We start from the raw sequence: 21,996 nt of genomic DNA, 5'->3' as shown, positions 1-21,996 counted from the left end.
GCATCGGTTTCTCAGCATCGGCATTTTAGAGGAGACCCACTTTAAACGGCAACAGATATGGACTGATGTATGTCTATCCCATCTGAAACTGCAACTGCCTGGATCAGGGCTGTTGAGGATCCGCTAACCCCGATCGCCGAGCTGGAAACGATCCTGACTGCATTGGCAGATGTTACGATCGACGACCCGCTTAAGCTGGAACTCTATTCGTTAATTGCTGCCCATCCCCATGCGCCCTTCGGGGCACTTGAAGTAGTCCTGTATGACGAGTCGTTCAGAAATTTGGCTGCGATCGTCGCCCGCAATCCAAAGACACCAGCAAGGATTCTGGAGAATCTGATGCGATCTGAAGACTGGCATATTTGCAGGGGTATTGCCCTGAATCCGGCCACCCCGAGATCTGTCCTAGAAGCACTGGCCGATAGCTATAATGCTGAATTGATGGAAAATCCAGCCCTGGCTGAAGACATGGAGTCTGCCAGACGTGAGGATCTGGCCCCTGAGCAATTAGCCGTGCTGGCCCAAAGTCCCTTCTCGGGGATTCGCAAAATTATGGCCGAGAATAGCAAAATTCCCATTAGGGTTCTAGAACAGTTGGCTCAGGATCAGGATTGGCAGGTGCGGTTAGCTGTTGCTAACCATCCCAAGACTCCGGCTCCTGTGTTGGCAATGTTGGCGGACGATCAGGATCCGGCTGATGAAGACTGCCTGATTCCCCTGGCTGTGGCTCGCAACCCAACAACCCCCAGGGCTGCCCTGGAGAAATTGTTGCAGTATGAATGGGAGGGAGTGCCCGTGAACGAAGTGCGAATTGCGGCTACCCATCATCTGGAAAGTATCGCAAAAAGGTGAACCCTGGGGAAGTCTTCCCTGTTCACTTACCAGGACAGGCACTTTCCTTCCCGCTCCGGTCGCAGGGTGGCAATAATAGTTTGGAGAATGACACAGCGTTTGGTCTGGGTACTGGGTAGCCCACCGGGGGAGCGCAGGGCCACGGTAACATTCAGTCCCTGGTCACCAATGTTGCTCGCTTCTGGTAGAGCCCCTTTGGAGTCGAAGGTAATGGTTCCAAAGTTTTGGTCTTTAACGGTTGTTGCTAGCAACGGGTTGGGGGTATTCTGCATTTTCTGCAGCCAACTTGCCGCATCGGTGGATGCAGCAGTGGCTACTGATGTTGCGGTGTTGATATTGGTGCGTAAAATGACCTGTCCCTGCTTAATCTCAGAATTGGTCAATTTTTTCCAGAGGGCTGGATTCGTGCTGCCGTAAGGGTTGACTTCATAGCGATGGACGGCGTACTCCACAATGCCGCTTCTCTCCCGGAAGCTGACGCTGTAGGCGTTCTTCTCGGTTTGAGCCTTACTTTGCGCTTCTTTAATGGCTCTGAGCACATTGTCCTGAACGGTGTTGATCCGGCTACGGTTGATAAAGGTCAAATATCCAGGAACAGAGGCAGCAGCGATGACCCCGATAATGACGACGACAATCAGCAGTTCGATCAAGGTGAATCCACGGTGAGCATTGGCCTTGACTCGGTCAGAACGGACTGATCGATCTTGCAGAGACTTGAGCAGAAGCAGAAGATGCTGACTCATATCCTAAATATTCCCAGGTTAGTTGTTGTTCAGGAATCCACGGGCCTGGATGGTGGGCGTATTGGAAGCAGGAAAGTAACTGGCCCGACTGGCATTATATTGAACGGCTTCTGGTTTAATATCCTTATTCCGAATGCGGGGGAGGGAATTTCCTCGAATGTAGACTTTAGCCAGTTGTTGAGCGGCATCGACACAGGCATAAAACCCTCGGGACTGGGTATAGTAGGTGCCCGTAGTCTGAGAATCAGCTGTGGTTCCATCAGTGGTGGCATTAAAGACAGGCTTGACCAACCTGGCCGTAGCAGAAAGGGTCTTGCAAACGTTGGGATCGACTGCCTGATTGTCTGCATCAATGAAGTCAACCAGAACGCTTACTGGATTGGACCAGTTTGCTCCGTTGGAATAGGCTGCTGGTCCCTTGGTCCAGCTATTCATGCTGTTTTTGGTTTCACCCTTGTCCAATCCGAACAAGGCAAAGCCCGGTTGTGGAGCCAGACAATTATCAGGGGGTTTGGCTGTAGCCAGGTAGGTATCACAGGCAGTCTGGGCTGCATCCAGTTCGACATAGGGGGGCTCTACGGAAGGATCTTTACCGGGATCTCTCACCCCATCCCGCAAGACGAACCGGCCAATGCGGGCTGTTCCCCGCCAACCCGGATCTTTTTTGTTAATCAGATAATAAGCTACGAGAGAATAGACAAAGGCATCATCCTGGTTCAGGGTAACGGTCCCACTAGCACTCACCGTTGGTAGGGTACTGGGTCGAGGACTCCGTTTCCAGAATACCAGGACTGGGGAACAGGTCGTGGCATCATCACAACCTGTGGTTGGAACGACGGGCGGGATCTGGTCCCGGATCCCAGATTTTGTGGCATCAAATGGGGATGAGGTATCTTTGTTGCGCGTGACACCATCCTGATCGTAGATGTAGACGGCTTCCCGCAGGTCACTGGCGATGAAGTCGAGGGCAGACTGAACCTCCTGTTCTGAGGTGGACTTAGCCTGTTCCTGTCGATCGGTCTGGATCACGTTATTCACAAACCCCAGCAGCGTCATCACAATGATTAAGCCCATAGCCAGGGCGATCAACAGTTCCAGCAGGGTGAAGCCTGCAGTTCGGGGGGCCGATCGACGACGCTGCCGGGTCACATGGAGGAGTTTCAGTAGAAAAGGCACCATGGCGGGCTCCTGACTAGTTACTGATACATTTGGACAGATCGTTCTTTAAGTCTGTGCCGGGAGTCAGACGTTTGCACAGGTCTGAAATCGCAGGCACGGGGTTGCTGTTGCTGTCAGTGTTATAAACCTCCGTGGTCAGTTCCACCAACTGGCGCTTGGCATTGCCCACCCCCCGGGTGACGGCAGACTGATTTTTGGCTCCAGCCCGGTCTTTGAACGCATTGACATTCTGGCCATCGAAGGAAGCCGCTCGATAAACCCGAACGGCTATCCTATAGCCTTTAGCATAGTCGTCATCCGCTGTGCTCTTGACGTTGGGGTTATAGGGGTCTTCCGGATAATCCGTCATCGGAAACGTTACCGTGGTCGAGGTGGGTGTTGCTTTTGTGGTGGTTCGCAGGGCCTGAATGATCATGTCTCGCGAGCTTTTAGCATCACAGCCCGGTCTATTGTCATAGTTGATGCAAAACAGACCTACGGGTTGTTGACAGTAAGCGTCGGAAACCGGACAGTTCAGGGCCAGGTTGTCTGGGGGAGGGAGCTGGCTCAGGAAGGTGTTTCCCCCGGTGGCTGAGGGGGCCAGTGCAAAGCCACTGATAAAGGGAGGCCGTTTCCGGGGGTCTTTCTCCACCAGGTCAATATACCCTCTGGCTGCCTGGGTGGCCAGCTCCACTCGCCTGGCCTGGAGGCGGGTGGCAGCCGAGAAGGCCAGAATTGGGGCGATCGCAGAGAGCAGGATGGCGACGACGAGAATCGCGATCAGGGGTTCCAGAATGGAGAACCCGGCATGGAAGCCATTGCCTGCCCCTGGTTTTCTGGGAGGAGCCGGGATACGAGATTTCCGGCTCCGGCGATGCAGTTGTTTCAAGCCACGCATCATCATGGTTATGCCTCCTAATCCTTATAGTCAGCCAGGGCTCTGCACTCGCTGCCAGGGGTTAAACCAAACTTCTTGGGATGCAGCACCGTATCGATAGCATACTCGTAGTCTGTGGTGGCACTGGTGGGATCTTTCCGCTGACCAGCGCAGAGGAGGATCTTGACCCAGGCATCTTCCCGACTGACTTCCCGATAGAACTCGGTGGGTCGATCGGTGGAGGGTTTGGTAAATCGCTGGGCAAACAGGTCAGGGGACTGGGACAGTAGACCCACATCATAACCCCAGTACCGTTTCGGTGCCAGGTAGTAGGAGGCAATCCCACCGACAACGCCGCCCCGGTAGCGGTAGGTCCGTTCACCTGCAAAGCTACTGTAGTTATTGGTGTAATCAGAGGACGGAGCCGGAGTCGTGGTGTCGGTAAAGAAGGCCGAGGCTCGCTGGGATTCATCCACAGGTTGGAAGGGCGCAGTAGCATAGGCACTGGCTTTGGACTGAATCAGACTGCCGCTAATTCGGGCTGGGATTGATCCTGTATTGTCACTCCAGGCTTCCAGGAAGCGGGGGAAGTTCTGCAAACCTCCACCTGACTTGGTATCCCGGTACTTGGTGTCACTGCCGGGGGTTCCAGCCATGGCCGGAGAACTACCCGCCACACTGACCACGTTGAACATGGATTCAGAAGCAACCTGCACCCAGGACTGGGTCATGTTGATGGAGGAGCCGCAACTGCTGATGGAGTTGACCGCCTCCCCAAACATCATGTTGCCACTGAAGACGCCACCGCTACAACCCCCATAGTCGTTAGCATCCCCGTTGGGATTGTGAATTTGCAGCACCGGCGTCAGAACTGGTTGACCCGCAAGGTCAATGCCATCTTTAGTCCCTGTCCAGGTGGTTGGATCACTGTCACTCAACAGGGGCATGCGATGGATGTACAGGGAGCGAAGCTTCCCGGCCCGGCTGTTGTTGGCCCCTCCAGATTCTCTTGGACCCCGCTTGTCATAGCGCCCATTTACCAGTTGGGAGAAGTTCATGTTGGTGCCAGCGGTAGGTACTGGCTCTACCGAGGGGGCGGGGGAATCTGGGGGCGTGGCTGCCATCAGGAAAGAGTCATCTGGCAAATTGGCCACAACAGCTTCCGGGACCGGTACGCTGGCCGGAGGCTCGGTAGCCTGGGCCGGTGCGCCGAACAGGAAGCGGTTCACCAGGCCCCCTAAACCGGTGGATTCTGTGGGTCGGGCTGCAACCAGGGCAGGATGGGGTCCTGCGGGTTGAGTTCCCGATTGCCCAGTACCGGCGGCCACCCGGGTCTCGCCAGGGAGGTAGGAACCAGGTCCGAGGGTGGGGGTGGGCTTCGGCGTGGGCGTTGGGGTGGCCGGTTTCGGCGTGGGTGTTGGGGTGGCTGGCTTTGGCGTCGGCTTCGGCGTCGGCTTCGGCGTCGGCGTCCAGGTGGGTGTTGGGGTGGCCGGTTTCGGGGTTGGTGTGGGGCCGCCCGTGTACTGGCTGGCGGTGTTGATATCCATTACCACCGAGAACCAGAGGGCCTTGTTCGCCATCCGGGGGAAGTTGCTGTTGGACCGATCTCGGAAGCCGTTGGCAGCAGTCCGGTTGCCAGCCGGAATCACGAAGCCAGAGGAGTTGGTGGCTGTGGTGATGTCTGGGTCGTAGGTGATGGTGTCCAGGAAGGTATTGCTATAGCAGATGCGACCCTGGGCACAGTACATGGTGTTGCCGACGCGGATGTTGCTCCCGATCGGGAAGGGTCGAATGATCCCGGTGGTGGAGGGATTCAGAGCGGGGGTGGCAGCGTCATAGATGGCCGGAATAGCGCTATTAAAGGTATAGCTGGCCGTGGTGTTCTCTCCCTTGATCCCAATTGGAATGGGTCGGCACTCATCCTCATCAGGTAAGGTGGTGGCCGCATTGGCATCGGTAATCGCGGTGACATCGACAAAGTTGTAGCCGTCAATGGTGACGGGCAGGGTCGTAAACTCCGTGAACTTCGTGTTGTCTACAGGCACTACGTTACAGCGCTTGGTGGATTCCCCTTCCAGAATCAGGCCGAAGCGATTCGGATTCTTCTTGCCATCCGAAAGTTTCTCCCGGTTATCCCGCAGGAAGGCCACCCGGCGGGGGTAACGCTGCCATTCGGGAATGGCAGGGACAGCCGTGGTGCCGGAGTAGATGGCCACGGCTCCGGAGGCGGGGGTCTGATCCTTCGTGATCACGTTCAGCCGCTTCCCGATTACTTCTGGATCGGAGGCCCGATCGGCATCATTCACCAGCCAATCCCCTGGTTTCCACTCGTTATTGGTGGAATCCCATTCTCTGACCTTACATTCGCTGACGGGAACCCTGGTACAGGTTTCCATCAGGTATTCGCTGAAGTTCATCCGCCGCTGAATCGGCGTCACCCCGTTGTTGACGTAGGAGTTCCGATACTTGTAAGGCTGATAGCGATCGGTGGCTGCCCAGGTGGCTCCTGGATTGGGCCTACTCATGTAGGGGGGTGGATAGGTGGCCGTGGGCATCAACCGAGGGATATAGGGCAGGGTTGGGTCAGTGGAAGAGAAATAGTAGTCGTTGTTGCGGTTGGTGTTGCTGCTGGTGTTTGGGATATTGGTGGAGAAGACCCAGTGGGAGCTACTCAGAAAGTTGTTGGGCAGGAAGCCTTGGCTCAGGTACTGATTCAGTTGGTCATTGTAGGCGTTGTTCCGCAGGTCATAGTCCCCTTGGTCCCGGAAGCCATCCATGAAGTTGGCCGAGAGCAGGGTCTGGGCATCCGAGATGATGGTGGCAGCCCGCCACTGATCGCCAGTGCCACAGGTATTGGTCTGGTTAGTGCGGCAGGCGAAACTGGGGTTGAGGGTTTTGCGGTTGTAGAAATTGGTCCAGTCGGTGGTCATCTGGGCCACCAGATAGTCCTTAAATTCTTCCCGCAGGGTGGTGGTACTGAGGAGATGAATCGAGAGGCTGTTCTTGGTGGTGCGCTGGGTGGGGTCCTTGTGCAGGTTAAAGCCCCCATCAATATCCAGGGGAGAGGAGGAGGAAACTGATTCTGCCTTGATATAGGTGGGCAGGTTGGTGACCAGGGTCATCCCCTTCTCCGCAAAGCGGTAGAAGCTTTCCCGGGAGAGGTCCGCCCCATTCACCAGGCGGAGCCCATGGGGGCGGCGGCTGGGGTCAAGGAGCAGGTCGGTGGAACTGACGAGGGACTGGGAACTGGCATCTGTGGTGAAGCAATAGGGCTTCAGGGCCGTTGCGGAGGTATCGCAGTAGCTGGCATCGGGCAGGGCGTCATCCCGGGTGGCGTAGATAATGCCACTGTTGGGTAGCAGGTATTCCTGGTTATTGCTGGAGCTATTGGCAGTTGCATTGGTTGGGGTGCCAATCTTGGTCCGGCGCAGCAGGTTCATATCCAGCTCCGTCAGCCGCACCTCTAGGGGCTGGCGGTGCTCTAGGGGCAGGTCAAACAGGGTATTAATCCCCACCGCATCAGTCGCTGGCTTGCTCCGGTCTTCCCGAATCTGGGCATTCTGCAGGTCGAGTTGCTGGGAGGCCAGGGGGCGGCCAGCAGTCTTGCTGCCGTAGGGAGCATTGAAGGCCAGGGCATTGAGGGAACGAACTTCCCGGCCATTCAACAGGGTGGCTTCCTTAATCGCCCCGTGGGGGATGGGGGGGCTAGCGGCAGGGGTAAAGCTTGTATCCAGCAGGATTTTCAGGGAGCAGATGGCCGAGTCAATGGCCGAGTAATCCTGCAACAGTTCGTTGTCCGTGGTGCTATCGTCGTAGCGTTTGAGGGCATCCCGCAGGGCCTGGTTCACCACCCGACCATCAGGATAGACGAGGCGGGCCTGCCGGTCCAGGTAGGTCCGGTAGGTGCCGATGGCAGAATCCCGTCCGCCAGCGTTGGTGTAGGGTGCAGGATAGACGACCCCGTTGTTGGACTTGGCCCCCAGACCACTGCCAATGACCACATTGGACCCATTCTTCAGGGGGTCAGCGGTTGCGTTGTCGGGCCGATCGAGCACACCAGCAGTACTGGGATCCGTATCTGGGTTATTGCCATTGGCCAGCATTCCCAGGGTAAAAGTGGCGTTGTCGGTGGTGATGTCCATCCCCCCGCTGACATCTGGGAGGGAGTACCCATTAAAGGTCTTCATGTTCCGACCCGTCTCGGCACTGGTCGGGTCATAGTAGCTACTGATACAAGCGACTGGCAGGCGCTTGGTATCTACCACACCCCCATCCAGCGGGGTAATCGTCTTGGTGCTATCGGCGGCATAGTGGTAAACCACCGTAGACCGCATCTGCAGGTCCCCTTTGAGATCCAGTTTGCCAGGTCCACCGGTCATGGGCATGGAGTCGGGCCAGACCACGATATTGTCGTTGCCGGAGGTGACTTTGGCTGTGGTGAATTTGGGGGGTTCTAGAGCATCCTTGTTGCCTGTCACCGTGGCCGTCAGGGTGGGGGCAGGCAGGAAAGATTTGGTGCGCTCCAGGCCAGTGCTCAAGTCATCGACAAAAATCCCGGCTCCGGTGATGACCCGCAGACCACCCACGGGTTCATCAGGCTTCGGCATCCGGGCTGCTTCCACTTCCCAGAATCCGCCCCGCTCGGTTGAACCCAGGTCAGGCAGAATGTCGATCTGGCTCTGGCGTTGGCGTTGGGTGCCCTGAGCCGTACCATCGGTTTTGCTCCATTCCACCTGTTTGGAGGTTTTATTGGCCGCCGTCGCATCCTTCATGTAAACCGGCTGCTTGTCCCCTAGGTTGACGAAGCCATTGGCAGCATCGAAATCGCTGAAGCCACCCGATGGCGGTGCCGGGTCGGTCTTGAACTTGGCCCAGATCTGGGGCAGGTGGTTCCCGACCAGCACCCGATCGCCCAGGTTGAATTCCTTTGGATCCCCGTTATTCTGTTGCAGGCTGGGCTCTGTCTGCAGGGGATAGAGGAGCTTGTTAGCGGTATCTACATTCAGGTCTACTGCGGTCAGGGTTTCATGAATGGACATCCATTCGCTGGGAGGCGCAATGGGGTTGGTTATGGGTTTACCGAAGACAAAGTTATTGCTCGTTTTGTCATCGACATAGGGCGTGGTGGTCCCCAGCTTGTAAATGGCAACATCACTGGCGGTCTTACTGGTGGACGCAACTTCCGCATAGGGAACCCGGCGAATCCGCTCTCGGAAATAAGTTTCCAGTTCATTGGAGAGAAGCTGTCGGGCTGGAATACTGTTGTTCTTATCGTTGAGTTTCTTCTCGAAGTTTTGCTTCACCTGAGCCGGAAACTCGTCCGTTTTCTTCACACTATCCACGGTTGGAATCGGCTTGTTCGTCTCCGGATCCTTGGGCAGGGCGGTGTTGTCCCCATCTGTATCGTGGACGTTCAGGGCAGCCCGAATCAGGAGAGAAAGCCGTTCGTTGAAGGCGGCACTGTTGGTGGAGGCAACCTTACCACTGGCCGATGCGACCGATCGGGTGGTAGAGGTGATCCCCTCAGTGGTAGTCTGACCGGTAGGAGCAGGTTTCACCCCGGCCACTTCCTTGGTGCCATTGAAGCGGTGAATTTCACTGGTATCTGTTAGATCAGTGTATTGGTCGGCACTGCTATCGGTCAGGTTGCCACCGACGGTGATTTTGGAGTTCTCCTGATCATAAAAACAAGAGTAGGGGCTGCTGACCTGATAGAAGTAGGTGGCACCAGACGTGTTTCCGCCTACCCCCAGGTTCCCGTTCGTGTGGACCCGACCGTTAATCCGGATTTCTGGCAACACGGTCAGGGAGATGTCTTCCTCGGCCCAGACCGCGTTATTGTTGAGTGGGATTTGGGCTCGGTCTTGCTGGAGTTCGAGCCCTGCAAAGGCAGTGCTGCCCTCAAAGGCTTCGTAATAGGTTTTGCCCAGCTTCGTATTTTCAGCGCTGGCCTGAGCTTTCGTGATTGGGACATTCGCCACATAGACAAAGAAGCTCTTCCGCAACTGGGATCCCTGTCTGGTCCAGTCACCGGCCCCTGTAGACGCGGCGGAACCACTGGCGCTGGTGTTGGCGCAGGCACTGTTCAGCACGGAATTATCTTGAGGCAGAGCCCTGGCTTCCATCGGGCTTCTGGGGCGAGTCCGATCGGGCGGTGTTCGGAACTGAATACTATATAAAGTGAAGGTGTCGAACTTTCCGTCGTTGTCGGTGTCGATCGGGAACTTCCAGGCAGAGTCAGTAATCTCTTCCTTCTTGCTGTCGCTTTCAGTCAGGTTTTTGGAAGCATCAGTGGCATAAAGACGCTTGATGACATTGTCCTTACCACTGCCAAAATCGATGTCGTACACCAGGCGGAGCGGAACTTCGTCTCCCAGGGTGTACTTCTTCAACTGGTCTCCCTTGCTCAAGGCGTTGCGGAAGTCCAAGTCAGACGGGGTGCCTCGGGGGAGCAGGGGATCGGAGAACAGGGCCTGAAGTTTGGCTCTGGCCCGGTCCACTGCTGGGATGGTAGAGCGCAGTACCACTTCATTCACCCGGACATTGGTGGCGACTTTGGCCCGATCGAAGGATCTTGCGGTGATCGTCAGGGTTAGCAGGACGACCACAAGAGATACCATCGCCACTGCTGGCAGAACGAAGCCGGACTGATCATAACGGGCCTGCCGGTTCAAAATCATTAAGCTGCGGAGGAGCCAGTGGAAGAAGCTCTTCGTTACGGATTTCGCCAGCTTACGAGCCTGTCTGAAGATTTCTTGGGTCAATCTCTCAAAATCACGGGTAACCATGGCTGCACTTCTCGAAAAATAGGGGAGGCTGGTAGAAAAACTCTGGAACTGGTAGATGATGGTCAGGTAAATTTAACTGTTAACCGGATTCATCTCCAAACGCTTAAGTAATATGAAAAATATGAACAGGGTATCCATCAATAACCCGGCGGGCATTTGTGTTCTCTTGTAATCAGATGGACTTGTCTAAAGCATGATAGAAGCAAGATACAGGTCCGGGAGGGAAACGATACGTTAGTTTACCCCTGACACCCTAAATTGCTATCAACAACTTTGACAAAATCGACATTTCCAGTAACAAAGACAAGATTTAATGCATCAACCGAGAACAGATCAAAAGTGATATCGTAAACACCTATTACTAGGTTGTTGCTTTGACTATAAGGTAGGCGAATTCTTTATCACTAAGATCTGGATCACAAACCTCAAGTAATCTTGAAGGGGTTTGGAAAAGGGCTAAAAGAGAATGTTTGAGGTAGATACCCCTTCAGTAAAGAGAGGTCCGTGATAGCAAGTCTGCTGACATCCTTCCCGTGGCCCCGCTTCGCTAAAGCCAGGGGGTTCCTCCTTCAACCAGCCGACTTGTCCAAACCAATGGCTTGATTTGAATAGAGGTTGTCCGTTTCCGCTCACCGCTCCAACGGGCTTGGGGGATTGCTACAGAGTGCATCCCACTTTTGTAGCCCTCTCCCTAAATCCCTCTCCCAGAACGGGAGAGGGACTTTGAACCTGGCTCCCCTTCTCCCTCTTTGGGAGAAGGGGCTGGGGGATGAGGGCAACCTTGCAAAACTGGGATGCTCTCTTGCTACATCCCCGTAGATGAATCGCAGGGGCTTTGCAATCCCCTGTCAATCTCTCCCATTTTGGTAAACCTGGTTAGAGAACCTCTGGGGCGGTTCAGTGCAGACAGCGAGACATCGCGTAATATTGAATGAGACGTTTCAATATTTAGAATCAGTGAGCCTGGAGACTTAAAGATGGCTATCAATGATCAGATCGTGGAACTGCTGCAATTTGCAGTCCGCCCTTATAACGTTACACTTCAGGTGCATCAGGCCAAGGAGCAACTGAATATTGTGATCAACCGACCCTCTAATGTCGATGTTGATTACTCGACCGTAGCGGATACGTTGCTGGAAAAGCTTTATACTCTGCAGATTGATGATGTAGAGAAATTCAAGTTCATGGGCAGGGTAGAGAAGCAAACTCAGCCAGAATGGCAACAGATGGTTAATAACCAGAACGCTAAGAAATCTGGTTTTATGGGCGGGTTATTTGGCAAGAAAAAGTAGTTGCGATCTGGTCCGAAAATCTGCAAAACCCCGGCTTCTAACCTTCACCACTGAGCCCAGGCAGTCTTCAAGGGAAACCGGGGTCGCTTTTGTGGGCTGCTTTGAGCTATGGTTCTGACGACTTTAGCCGTCAGCTATCAGAACAAAACCGGCCCAGGCCGGTTTATCAAATCGGCAAAGTCCGCATTAGCGGGCCTTGCTTCCGTAGCCTTGCTTCCCTAATAGTAGTTTTAACCGCCAAACCCGATGCTGAAGAGCCCGTGTTTGTAGGAAGGCTGAGGAGTAGTTGATGGAGACGAGAAACTACCCTCTAGCCAAAACTTCCTTAAAACTTATTCAAATTAATGCCAGCTTCTTTGGCCATTGCTTCCAGGCCCTTGTGCTCCAGGGTTTTAATTGCTTTGGTGGACAGTCGCAATCTGACCCAGCGATTGCCTTGAGGCCACCAGATGCGTTTCCACTGGAGATTGGCTTCCTGTAGGCGCTTGGTCCGCCGATGGGAGTGGGAAACAGCGTAGGCATTGTTCGCCTTCTTACCCGTGAGTTGACATTTGCGAGACATGAGCAGCTCCAACGATCGCCTGAATTGTAAATTGCAAACCCTTATTATACATGAGTTAAGGGAGTGGATCCTATTTTCGGGCTAGGGATTCCAGTCCCGATCTGGGATTCGGGGGATCAGGCCGGACTCCATGGATTTAGCCACAATGGCTGAGGGATTTAGGCGATTTGTCTCTCTCTATGGAATGAGATTCAAGGATAAATTCTGAAGCATTAACTTTTTTATTTTTCTTTAAGGGTGTGTTTTTATGGCAAGACCGACCTGTTCCAACTGTTTCTCGACCAAAACCCGGCCTGAGGTTCTTGATCCTGCTTTTGCAGTGGAAATCTGGAACTGCCCAGATTGTCGAGCTACCCTGGAAGTTTTGCGGGGAAGTCGTCAGGTCCGCTCTTGCATTCCTTACCGACCGACTTTCCAGCCTGCTCCAGTTGTTCCCATGCAGGGTCAGCAGTTTAAGCAAAGGTGATGTCCGTCAGGGCGCGGATGGAGGCAGGCGGTGGTATTTCGGGGAATTCTGGGTCGATCGAGATGGCTCTGTCTGGTATGGGAGAACTGGTTCGACGCAACCAGAACCCCTGTAGCCCAGCTTTAAGGGCACCTTCGTAATCTTCAGAGCGACTGTCTCCAATATGCCATGCGGCCTCCACTGGACATTGGTGTTGTCCCAGGGCGATCGTGAAAATTTCTGGACTGGGTTTGGCCGCCCCAACCTGGGTGGAAATCGTGACCGAGGTAAAGAATTGGGCCAGGTTCAGGTGTTCCAGAACGACATAGAGGCGAGAGTCAAAGTTGGACAGGATACCCAATTCAATGCCCTGAGAACGCCAAAAATGAAGCGCCGGAATGACATCGGGATAAACGATCCAGGGATCTGCTGTAGCGAAGTGGGCAAAGAGTTCCTTGAAGAAGGCTTCAAAGTCAGAAAACTGGGCCAGGGCATCAGCTTGCTCGAAAGTTTGGTAAGCGATCGCCTGCCACCACAGGAATTCTTGAGTCGGGATTTCATGGCTTGCCACGCCTGGAAAAGCAGGGAGACCGGCAGCTTGAAAGCTACGACGAAAGGACTGGTCCAGAACTGCTGGGGATAGGGTGACGCCAAAGGATGCTGCGATGCGGCTGTAGATCCCGCCGACAGTGCCTCTGATCCCAAAGAGCGTACCCACTGCATCCAGGAAAATGACTTGTGGCCGACCCATAGCGTACAAACCTTACTGGCGGATTTTTTTCTCAGGCATGGTTGTGCCGCGCAGATTGACCCCATTCAGGTTGGTATCTTCCAACAGGGCCTGACGCAAATCCGTCCCACGCAAATCGGCCCCTCGTAATAAGGCTCGACTTAAATTGGTGTTATTGAATCGGGCTCCTGCCAGGTTTGCCTCAACCAGCACGGCTTCACTTAAGTCTGTCTGGCTCAGATCAGCTTCACTCAGGTTGGCTCCCCTGAGTTTGGCTGCAGTCATGTTAGTTGAACTTAAGTTTGCACCACTCAGGTCGGCCTCACTTAAAATGGCTTCCTGTAAATTAGCCTGGGTTACGATCGCACGACTCAGATTGGCCCCACTCAGGTTGGCCCCTCTTAAATTAGCACTTAAAAGGGCTTCACACAAAAAGGCTCCTCTCAGGTTAGTTCCCTGTAGATGGGCACCTACCAGGCTGACGCTATTGAGATTGGCTCCCCAAAGGTTGGCCTCGGTCAGGTCTGCCTCGTTCAGATTGGCCCCTTTCAAACTGGCTCGACTGAGGACAGCCTTGCTTAGGTTTGCGACCCAGAGATTAGCACCATTCAGATTTGCTTCCGTCAAGTTCGCGCCCGCCAATTGGGCTTTACTCAGCAGGGCTCGATGCAGACTGGCCTCAGCCAGATTGGCCCCGGTTAGAATCGTCCAGCGTAGGTTCGCGCTATCTAGATCAGCTTTGGATAGATTTGCACTACTCAGATCTGCCCCACTCAGGTCAACTTCAGTCAGATTGGCCTCACTCAGATTAGCACCGCTTAAGTTAACACCATGGAGATTTGCACCACTGAGATCTGCCTGACTCAGGTTGATGCCCTGGAGGTCTGCTTCTCGCAGAATAACCCCCCATAGGCTGACTCTCGTAAAGTCCCTTTCCCCTGCCGAATAGCGGTTAAGAAGTTCGCTGGCATTCATAAATTTACGCCCCTCAGAAAACTGACTCCTGCAGTAGAGTCGCCTGACATCGCTTCGAAATGTTTTGGGGGGGTAGAAGCCCTCAAAATACCCTTGACAAAGCGTGAGTAAAGATGTTTTGCTCACCTTCCTTGCTTCTAGAATATCAGTCCGAAGCTGCTTCCAGTAACCTTCAGATTACTGAAACCCTAGATTCAGTCTCTTTAAGAAGCCTTTGTAACAGGATGTATTGCGAGGGTCTAAAGATACTCAAGTTTTCCCAGATCATCCTTAAAAGGGAAGACGGATATTCGTTGGAATTGGGTCATGGGAGATGAAGTGGGCGGGTCAGGATCGACGGTTCCTCCAGGATCGGAGGACTGGTAGGGTCACGGCCCAGTCGGGGAGGAGGCAAGCCCACCTCATTTCAGGGTATTTCAATCCGATCGGGGTCTACACATCTGCTGCACATCTATAAACTGCCTTCATCAGGGTGAAGTTTCCCTATCAGTAAAAATACTGTCAAGGGTTATTCTTCTAAAGCTTTGGGCTTCATCGCTTCTAAAGTTTTCTGCCGATCGAGCTTCAAAATCAGGACGCCAAGCGGAGGTAAGCAAAGGTCGATCGAATAAGGTCGATTGTGGTAAGACCACTCATCGGTCCATTTTCCACCCAAATTCCCCATATTACTGCCGCCATATTGACGGGCATCGCTATTAAACATTTCGGTGTAAAATCCTGCCTCTGGAACCCCAATCCGATAATGGGAGTGAGGTTGGGGCGTGAAATTGCATACCGTAATTACGAAGTTTTCCGAGTCTTTGGCCTTCCGAATAAAGCTAACGACACTATGGCGGTTATCGCTGCAGTCGATCCATTCAAAACCGTCAAAGGAGAAATCCTGGTTATGGAGAGCGGGTTCACTCCGGTAGAGGCGGTTTAGATCCCGAATGAATTGCAAATGCTTCTGGTGGGACTCGTATTGCAGCAAGTGCCAATCCAGGTCACTCCAGACATTCCACTCACTCCACTGACCGAATTCCATGCTCATGAACAGGGTTTTCTTGCCGGGGTGGGTAAACATATAGGTAAACAGACAGCGTAGATTGGCAAACTTTTGCCATTCATCCCCTGGCATTTTACCGAGCATATTGCTCTTGCCGTGGACAACTTCATCATGGGACAGGGCCAGCATGAAATTTTCACTGAAGGCATACATGATGCTGAAGGTTACATTGTTCTGGTGGAACTGGCGGAACCAGGGATCCATGTGGAAGTAGTCCAGCATGTCGTGCATCCAGCCCATGTTCCACTTCAGGTTGAAGCCCAAACCACCGACATAGGTTGGCCACGAAACCATCGGCCATGCCGTAGACTCTTCGGCGATCGAGAGGATGCCAGGGAAATAACTGAAAATGACGTGATTGACCTGACGCAGGAAATCGGCAGCTTCAATATTTTCCCGCCCCCCATACTGGTTTGTGACCCACTCCCCTGGTTTGCGGCAGTAATCCAGATACAGCATGGAGGCAACAGCATCCACCCGAATTCCATCAATGTGGTACTTATCAAACCAGAAGAGCGCATTGGCGACCAGATAATTCCGGACCTCATGGCGACCGTAGTTGAACACCAGAGTCCCCCATTCCTTGTGCTCTCCCTTGCGGGGGTCGGCGTGTTCGTAGAGGGCCGTTCCGTCAAAGGTGGCTAACCCATGGCCATCCTTGGGGAAATGGCCAGGTACCCAGTCCACGATGACCCCGATGCCGTTCTGGTGGCACTGATCAACAAAGTACATGAAGTCTTGGGGGGTGCCATAGCGAGAGGTACAGGCATAGTAGCCAATGACCTGATATCCCCAGGATCCATCAAAGGGATGCTCTGCGATCGGCAAGAGTTCGACATGGGTAAAGCCCAAATCTTTAACGTAAGGAATCAGGCGATCGGCCAGTTCTCGATAGGTAAGGAACCGTGCGCCTGGATTTAACTCGGACACCGGCACAACTGGCTCCGGTTCTCCATTGGTTAGTTTGGCTGGTTCGGCTGAAGCCGCATGCAGCCAGGAACCCAGATGGACTTCGTAAACGGATATGGGCTGAGTCAGGCTATCGTGGTGACGACGCTGTTCCATCCAATCCCAGTCGCTCCAGGTATAGGAATCCAGATTGGTGACGATCGAGGCTGTCTTGGGCCTAACTTCCTGCTGAAAGCCATGGGGGTCAGACTTCTCATAGATGTGCCCCGCCTCATTTTTGACTTCGTACTTATAGCTGTCTCCTTCGCCAACACCAGGAATAAACAATTCCCAGACCCCCGTTGGCCCTCTTCTCATCTGGTGCTTGCGGCCATCCCAGTGGTTGAAGTCACCCAGAACAGAAACATTGCGGGCATTGGGAGCCCAAACCGCGAAGTAAACTCCCTTAACATGATTGGCTTCTGTGAGGTGGGCCCCGAGTTTTTCATAAATCCGATGGTGATTGCCTTCGGAAAAGAGATGAATGTCAAAATCAGTCAGGAAAGGAGTTTGAAATGCATAGGGGTCATAAATGACGCGCTCATGTTCCCCCTCTTTGATCCGGAGCTGGTAGTTTGCCAGTTCTGGAGTATCGATGACGCATTCAAAAAAGTGGGGGTGGTGAACGGACTGCATGGCCTGTTCTGTGCGTTCTTCAGGGCGAATCACCCAGGCTGCATCGGCATTGGGCAGATACGCGCGGACAACCCAAACGGTATTGCCATCCTGCGTGACCGGGTGGGGACCTAAAACCTCAAAGGGGTCTTGATGCAGATTCCCAACAATTCGGTCTATTTGCTCAGGGGCAATCGTCAGGGTCATAAACCTACCTATCCTTAAAGTGAAGTTATTGAATTGAAAACAGAGCTGCCGTCAATTTACTCTGGCGGGATGAAACCCATCCTGGCTGTTCAGACACTGGAGAAAGGGTCTTAACCAGGGTTAGTGTTGCATTCCTATTTTGAGCTGGCATTCAATGCATTCCGGTTGGAATGTAAAGCTTAATTAAGTAACTGTACTAAACCCTACCAAATCATTGCCAAAGTCTCAATTAATCGGTCTCTGCCTTTAGTGGAGTCTTTTTGCAGAAGGTTTCTACTTCAGGCTTCGTCCGGTTTTTACAGGGGGAGCAGGGTGCGCAGGGCTCTCCGAATGCGGAGCAAGAAGACCTGCTGCCTGATTCGGGTGGATACGATCGTTTGGGCATCAACCTGAAGCATGGCCTCTAATTCGGCGAACTCGGCTGCCGTCAGGGCCTGACCATCGATCGGTGAGCGAGCTTCTGTGATAATTTCGGCCCGCAAAACCTCCTCCGGCGTATCCTCTACGGGAGGCAGGGCCAGGGTTATGGGTGAGAAATAGAGTAAGAGTGAGAGGATGAGGAAAGGCGGAGAAATGCGGGTGTGCATGGGTAGCTTGGATCGCGATCGCTAACACCGTGATCCTACAGTTATTTAGGAATGGGAACAAATGAAGTCCAGGGTTTTACAGACCAGGGGGTAAAGGTTCATGGCATTGATGATGGACCTGACTGATCCGCTCGAATAGCCAGGGATGGCCCTGGCGATAAGCGGGGATCAAGGCCAGTGGACTGAGGAGAGCGGCGGCGGCTAGGTCGGCCAGGGTCAGGCTTGTGCCTACCAGGTAAGGCTGTTCCTGCCACCGGGAAGCGAGTTCTTCCAGGGCCAGGGCCAGACGGGTGGAGGCCAAGGCTACCGTCGCTGAGTTGATATTGTATTGCGATCGCACGACTCGAATCACTAGTTGACTGGTGAAGGAGGGATCAATCGATCGACCCTCCTGGGTCCGGAAGTCATAGTAGATAAATCGAGTGGCGGTGCCGATGCTTTCATCCAACCAGTCTTCCAAGAGTCGGGCCGATCGGAGCAGGGTCGGGTCGGTTGGGAAGAGCGCAGGGGTGGGACAGTGGGACTCCAAAAAGTCAAAGATACGGGTGGAGTCACCGATCGCGGCGGGCTGGCCTGCAATCTGAGGTAGGAGTACTGGTAAGGTGGTGGTACCAGTGAGGGGTTTGAGTTTTAGGGCATGGAGTCCAGGAACCAGGTTTTGAACCTGGTAGGGAATCTGTTTATAGCCCAGTGCCAGCCGCGCCTTACGGCAGTAGTGAGAGGTGCTGAATTGCAACAGAAGCATGGTTTGCATACTGTGCTACTAAAGTGACTGCCCTGTCAGGTGATAATGGGTTAACGTCTCTTAACTTTATATTTTTTTAGAACTTAATCCAAAATCTTTAGGAACGATTCATCGAGTCTCCCTGGAGATTTTATCTCTTCCTCCCCTTCCTCCCCTATTCTTTCACCTATTTATTCTGGCTGTAGCCTTGACTCACTCTCGATCGTTGACACCGGATTTACCCATTCATCAACAAAGTGCCCTGCTCCGTCGCGTGGTCGATCGGATTCGTAATTCGCTGGAATTAAGAATTGTCCTCCAGACGGCTGTTGATGAAGTTGCGGCCCTACTCCAGCTCGATTGTTGTGCTTTTTTCTGGTTTTCCCTGGACAATAGACAGCTCCAGGTTGTCTGTGAACGGATATTGCGTTTGGATCGACCTTCTTTGCTGGGGGTTGTATCTCTGGAGCAATTAGGTTGTGCTGCAACTGCGGTGAGTCAGGGGCACCTAGTGGTCAACGGTCATAGTTTCAGTCCCACCTTGCTGGAATCTGAACCGATTTTCCTCTCTCCAGGCCAGGAACCGCAGCATTTGTTGAGTCTGGGAACTGCAACAAACCTGCTGATTCCTGTTGCGGGTCAGGGCAGTTCGGTTGGGTATATTGCCTGTCTAATGGATCACCCCCATGCCTGGTCTGCTGTTGAAATTGACTTTATGCAGACGATCGCCCAGCAACTGGAAATTGGGATTCAACAGGCCCAGCTTTATGAAAAGACCCAGCGGCAGGCCCAGCGAGAAACGCTGGTGAATCAAATTACGACTCAGACTCGCCAGAGCTTTGACCTGGAAACCATTTTGACCCAGGCGATCGCCCATCTGATGGAAGGCTTAGAGGCCGATCGTGCCCTGGTGCATCTGGTGGAAGATATCAGGACTGTAAAACCAACGGGACAATGCTCTGACAAGCTGATGGATAGTTCTCTGGGGTTGGCTTTACAGAGTCGGCATTTGTATGAGGTCTGTCGGCAGCCTTTTCCGCCTTCGATTCATGACTTTGATACTCACGGACCCATTACCCAGTGGGTAATCCAGCATGGTCATTCTGTGGTGATTTCTGACGTGGAGCAGGATGATCGCATTGGTGCCAACAATGCGGAATACCAGCAAGCCCAGATCAAATCTTCCCTGGTTGTCCCTGTGCAAACAGGGGGAGTCCTGCAGGCCATTCTGTATCTGAATCAATGTTCTCACACCCGCTACTGGTCTGCAGATGACTTGAAGCTGGTGCAGGCGGTGGCTGATCAACTGGCCATTTCGATTCAACAGGCCCATTTGTATGCCAAAACCCAGTTACAGGCTGCTGAAAGTGCGGCCCAGGCTCAATATCTGGCTGAGACTCTGCGAGAATTGCGTCTGACCCAGGCCCAACTCATCCAGAGTGAGAAGCTATCTAGCATGGGGCAAATGGTTGCTGGTGTGGCCCATGAAATTAATAACCCGGTCAGTTTTATTTATGGAAACCTGCCCTATATTCAGCGCTACGTGCAGGATTTGCTCCGACTCCTGCAGGCTTATGAAGCGCAATTGCCTGAGCCGCCGCTGGAAATTCAGAAATTGATGGAAGACATCGAGATGGAATTCCTGGTCGAAGATCTGTTTGGGATTCTTAATTCCATGCAAGTGGGGACCAAACGGATTCGGGAGATTGTCCAGTCCCTGAGAAATTTCTCGCGTCTGGATGAGGCCGATCGCAAGATGGTTGATCTGCATGAGGGACTAGAGAGTACCCTGGCCATTTTACAGAACCACCTGCACGGGGAGATTCGAGTTGAGCGGCAGTATGGTCACCTGCCCCTGGTGGAATGCTATCCCCGATTGTTAAACCAGGTGTTTATGAACTTACTGATGAATGCGATCGAAGCCCTGAATCGAAGCCTGATGGCGGATAAGGTGATCATCATTCGTACCCATTTGTTGATTGACCCTGAAACCGAAGAACAACAGGTGCAGATTGCGATAGCAGACAATGGTCCTGGTATTTCTCCAGAGATTCATGCCCGGATTTTTGACCCCTTTTTCACGACTAAGGATATTGGTCAGGGAACTGGACTAGGATTGGCGGTCAGCTATCAAACGATCGTCAATCATCACCGGGGGCAGTTTCGAGTTTTTTCTCAAGCTGGCGAAGGGGCTGAGTTTGTGATCGAGATTCCGGTGCAGTATTCCAAGGTGATGGTTCGTGGGAAGCGGCTGGGTCTGACGATGCCAGCTTCTTCTGGATAGGCTAAAGGCAACCTGGAAGCCCTTCCTTCCCTAAAAGGCATGAACTGAAAGCATTTCGGGGGGTGCAATTCCCTGCCCGGCCATGGCCCTTGGTCCTTGAGCGTTTTGTTCAAGCTGGCAACGCCCTCCTTTGTGATGAACAGCTTGGGAATCAGGCTGTTCAGGCGCAGGAGATTGGGGAACTAATCCCAGTCTGTGAGAGGATTGCAGATAGTTTAGGCCACCGACTGCACCGGCCATCAGGGTGGCGTAGCCCAGATACAGATGGACGGGATTGAGGTACATCTTGGACGGGGAGGGTCGAGCAGCAGGCTGCCAGGACGGTAAAACGCCTTCATTGGGATTGGGCATGGGAAGATCAGTCACCAGTCGATCGCCATCTAGCCCCAACGCTCTGGCAATCAGACGGATGAAGCCGCGCACATAGATCACTTCCGGTAATTTCCCGACCTGACCTGTTTCCAGAGCTTTCAGGTAATGCATGGAGATGCGGGTAGTCTCATGGAGTTTTTCTAAAGACATCCCTTGAGAACGTCGGCGTTCTGATAAAAGTTGCCCAACCTGGCGTAGATAGTCTTCGCGCTGGGCTGTTAATTCTGCTGCAGTTAAAGCGGAGTTTTTGCCTCTTCTTCCCTGCCACTTAGAAGCCATAGGCGCGGAAGAATGACTTTGGGCATTTACAGCTAAAACATTGTCAGCCTGATTGTCAGCCTGCGGCGGCGGAGTTTCTTCTTGGGCCTCGGTCGCTTCGATCGGGCTCGGCTGGGGAAGCGTTTCGGTCTGTGCCTTAACTGTGAGCTGCTGGATGGTTGTGCGGATGGCTTCCCGACCAGTAGCCTCCAACAAAAGCTGGACTTCCTGGGCCTTATCTTCGAATTGGTTCTGCAGGTCTGCTAAGACCTTGAGATAACTGTTGCTCCTGAAAAATATAACCTCAAGCTTTTCAACGGAACAATGTTCATTCTCCAGTGGAGGCTGGAAACTTTGGCTTTCTGGTTGGTCCAGATCCTGTAAAACTGGCAGGTTCATAATCTCTCCTCTCCTCTCCTCTTTGCAGTAGTGCAGCAGTTAGAGGAACTCAAATTTTCTAAATTTTCGGAGAGACTTAACCGATTCCGGATAACTTATTAGGTTCAGGCTGAAATTTTATCAATTCTTGAAAGA

At 53.2% G+C, this 21,996-nt stretch carries 15 protein-coding genes; 4 read left to right on the top strand and 11 right to left on the bottom strand.

Annotation, left to right across the window (positions count from 1 at the left end):
* Nucleotides 1-69 precede the first annotated feature (69 nt).
* On the top strand, nucleotides 70-852 hold the full coding sequence (locus BST81_RS05140) for a hypothetical protein (RefSeq protein ID WP_075597475.1): 783 nt from the start codon (nucleotides 70-72) through the stop codon (nucleotides 850-852).
* Nucleotides 853-878: 26 nt separating this feature from the next.
* Here BST81_RS05140 and BST81_RS05135 read toward each other — a convergent pair whose 3' ends face one another.
* The 4 genes from BST81_RS05135 to hpsA are packed head-to-tail and all read right to left on the bottom strand — an operon-like array spanning nucleotide 879 to nucleotide 10,418.
* A complete protein-coding gene (locus tag BST81_RS05135; protein ID WP_075597474.1) occupies nucleotides 879-1,595 on the bottom strand; it encodes a prepilin-type N-terminal cleavage/methylation domain-containing protein in 717 nt (238 codons plus the stop codon).
* A gap of 18 nt (nucleotides 1,596-1,613) precedes the next feature.
* Entirely contained in the window at nucleotides 1,614-2,774 is a 1,161-nt protein-coding gene (gene hpsC, locus BST81_RS05130; RefSeq protein WP_075597473.1) for a hormogonium polysaccharide secretion pseudopilin HpsC, read from the bottom strand.
* Nucleotides 2,775-2,787: 13 nt separating this feature from the next.
* Nucleotides 2,788-3,657, bottom strand: coding sequence for a hormogonium polysaccharide secretion pseudopilin HpsB (gene hpsB, locus BST81_RS05125; RefSeq protein ID WP_075597472.1), 870 nt, complete (start codon nucleotides 3,655-3,657; stop codon nucleotides 2,788-2,790).
* Nucleotides 3,658-3,668: 11 nt separating this feature from the next.
* Nucleotides 3,669-10,418, bottom strand: coding sequence for a hormogonium polysaccharide biosynthesis protein HpsA (hpsA, locus tag BST81_RS05120; protein WP_075597471.1), 6,750 nt, complete (start codon nucleotides 10,416-10,418; stop codon nucleotides 3,669-3,671).
* 977 nt (nucleotides 10,419-11,395) lie between these two features.
* Here hpsA and BST81_RS05115 point away from each other — a divergent pair.
* Nucleotides 11,396-11,710 (top strand): hypothetical protein, encoded by a 315-nt coding sequence (locus BST81_RS05115; protein ID WP_075597470.1) that lies wholly within the window; start codon nucleotides 11,396-11,398, stop codon nucleotides 11,708-11,710.
* A 325-nt stretch (nucleotides 11,711-12,035) separates the two neighbouring features.
* Here the strand turns inward: BST81_RS05115 and rpmB are convergent, their stop codons facing one another.
* Entirely contained in the window at nucleotides 12,036-12,272 is a 237-nt protein-coding gene (gene rpmB / locus BST81_RS05110; RefSeq protein WP_075597469.1) for a 50S ribosomal protein L28, read from the bottom strand.
* A 247-nt stretch (nucleotides 12,273-12,519) separates the two neighbouring features.
* Between rpmB and BST81_RS05105 the strand changes: the two genes are divergently transcribed.
* Nucleotides 12,520-12,738: a hypothetical protein gene (locus tag BST81_RS05105; protein WP_075597468.1), complete on the top strand. Its 219-nt coding sequence runs from the start codon at nucleotides 12,520-12,522 to the stop codon at nucleotides 12,736-12,738.
* Here the strand turns inward: BST81_RS05105 and BST81_RS05100 are convergent.
* The 5 genes from BST81_RS05100 to BST81_RS05080 all read right to left on the bottom strand — a co-directional run bounded on the left by BST81_RS05100 (nucleotide 12,725) and on the right by BST81_RS05080 (nucleotide 18,578).
* The gene (locus tag BST81_RS05100) at nucleotides 12,725-13,468 is read right to left on the bottom strand and encodes an HAD-IA family hydrolase (RefSeq protein ID WP_075597467.1); all 744 of its coding nucleotides are present in this window, start codon (nucleotides 13,466-13,468) and stop codon (nucleotides 12,725-12,727) included. The genes BST81_RS05105 and BST81_RS05100 overlap by 14 nt on opposite strands.
* Before the next feature lie 12 nt (nucleotides 13,469-13,480).
* Nucleotides 13,481-14,422: a pentapeptide repeat-containing protein gene (locus tag BST81_RS05095; protein ID WP_075597466.1), complete on the bottom strand. Its 942-nt coding sequence runs from the start codon at nucleotides 14,420-14,422 to the stop codon at nucleotides 13,481-13,483.
* 508 nt (nucleotides 14,423-14,930) lie between these two features.
* Complete coding sequence (glgB, locus tag BST81_RS05090) at nucleotides 14,931-17,237, bottom strand: 1,4-alpha-glucan branching protein GlgB (RefSeq protein WP_075597465.1); 2,307 nt, start codon at nucleotides 17,235-17,237, stop codon at nucleotides 14,931-14,933.
* Nucleotides 17,238-17,533: 296 nt separating this feature from the next.
* Nucleotides 17,534-17,824 (bottom strand): glutathione S-transferase, encoded by a 291-nt coding sequence (locus BST81_RS05085; RefSeq protein WP_075597464.1) that lies wholly within the window; start codon nucleotides 17,822-17,824, stop codon nucleotides 17,534-17,536.
* A gap of 76 nt (nucleotides 17,825-17,900) precedes the next feature.
* Nucleotides 17,901-18,578, bottom strand: coding sequence for a glutathione S-transferase (locus BST81_RS05080; protein ID WP_253188088.1), 678 nt, complete (start codon nucleotides 18,576-18,578; stop codon nucleotides 17,901-17,903).
* 178 nt (nucleotides 18,579-18,756) lie between these two features.
* Here BST81_RS05080 and BST81_RS05075 point away from each other — a divergent pair, with 178 nt between their 5' ends.
* Nucleotides 18,757-20,832 carry a GAF domain-containing protein gene (locus tag BST81_RS05075; RefSeq protein WP_253188087.1) on the top strand — a complete coding sequence of 692 codons (2,076 nt, stop codon included), beginning with the start codon at nucleotides 18,757-18,759 and terminating at the stop codon, nucleotides 20,830-20,832.
* Nucleotides 20,833-20,862: 30 nt separating this feature from the next.
* On the opposite strand, the gene BST81_RS05070 is transcribed toward BST81_RS05075, so the two are convergent.
* Nucleotides 20,863-21,861 (bottom strand): helix-turn-helix transcriptional regulator, encoded by a 999-nt coding sequence (locus BST81_RS05070; RefSeq protein ID WP_075597462.1) that lies wholly within the window; start codon nucleotides 21,859-21,861, stop codon nucleotides 20,863-20,865.
* Between the last annotated feature and the right edge of the window lie 135 nt (nucleotides 21,862-21,996).

This window comes from Leptolyngbya sp. 'hensonii', from assembly GCF_001939115.1.
Lineage (GTDB): Bacteria > Cyanobacteriota > Cyanobacteriia.
Note: the sequence above shows the minus strand (reverse complement) of the source record. Positions and strands in the feature narration are given on the sequence as shown.

Coding starts and splice junctions, on each gene's coding strand:
- BST81_RS05140 (WP_075597475.1), top strand. CDS start 70: ATGTCTATCCCATCTGAAACTGCAACTGCCTGGATCAGGGCTGTTGAG.
- BST81_RS05135 (WP_075597474.1), bottom strand. CDS start 1,595: ATGAGTCAGCATCTTCTGCTTCTGCTCAAGTCTCTGCAAGATCGATCA.
- hpsC (WP_075597473.1), bottom strand. CDS start 2,774: ATGGTGCCTTTTCTACTGAAACTCCTCCATGTGACCCGGCAGCGTCGT.
- hpsB (WP_075597472.1), bottom strand. CDS start 3,657: ATGATGATGCGTGGCTTGAAACAACTGCATCGCCGGAGCCGGAAATCT.
- hpsA (WP_075597471.1), bottom strand. CDS start 10,418: ATGGTTACCCGTGATTTTGAGAGATTGACCCAAGAAATCTTCAGACAG.
- BST81_RS05115 (WP_075597470.1), top strand. CDS start 11,396: ATGGCTATCAATGATCAGATCGTGGAACTGCTGCAATTTGCAGTCCGC.
- rpmB (WP_075597469.1), bottom strand. CDS start 12,272: ATGTCTCGCAAATGTCAACTCACGGGTAAGAAGGCGAACAATGCCTAC.
- BST81_RS05105 (WP_075597468.1), top strand. CDS start 12,520: ATGGCAAGACCGACCTGTTCCAACTGTTTCTCGACCAAAACCCGGCCT.
- BST81_RS05100 (WP_075597467.1), bottom strand. CDS start 13,468: ATGGGTCGGCCACAAGTCATTTTCCTGGATGCAGTGGGTACGCTCTTT.
- BST81_RS05095 (WP_075597466.1), bottom strand. CDS start 14,422: ATGAATGCCAGCGAACTTCTTAACCGCTATTCGGCAGGGGAAAGGGAC.
- glgB (WP_075597465.1), bottom strand. CDS start 17,237: ATGACCCTGACGATTGCCCCTGAGCAAATAGACCGAATTGTTGGGAAT.
- BST81_RS05085 (WP_075597464.1), bottom strand. CDS start 17,824: ATGCACACCCGCATTTCTCCGCCTTTCCTCATCCTCTCACTCTTACTC.
- BST81_RS05080 (WP_253188088.1), bottom strand. CDS start 18,578: ATGCAAACCATGCTTCTGTTGCAATTCAGCACCTCTCACTACTGCCGT.
- BST81_RS05070 (WP_075597462.1), bottom strand. CDS start 21,861: ATGAACCTGCCAGTTTTACAGGATCTGGACCAACCAGAAAGCCAAAGT.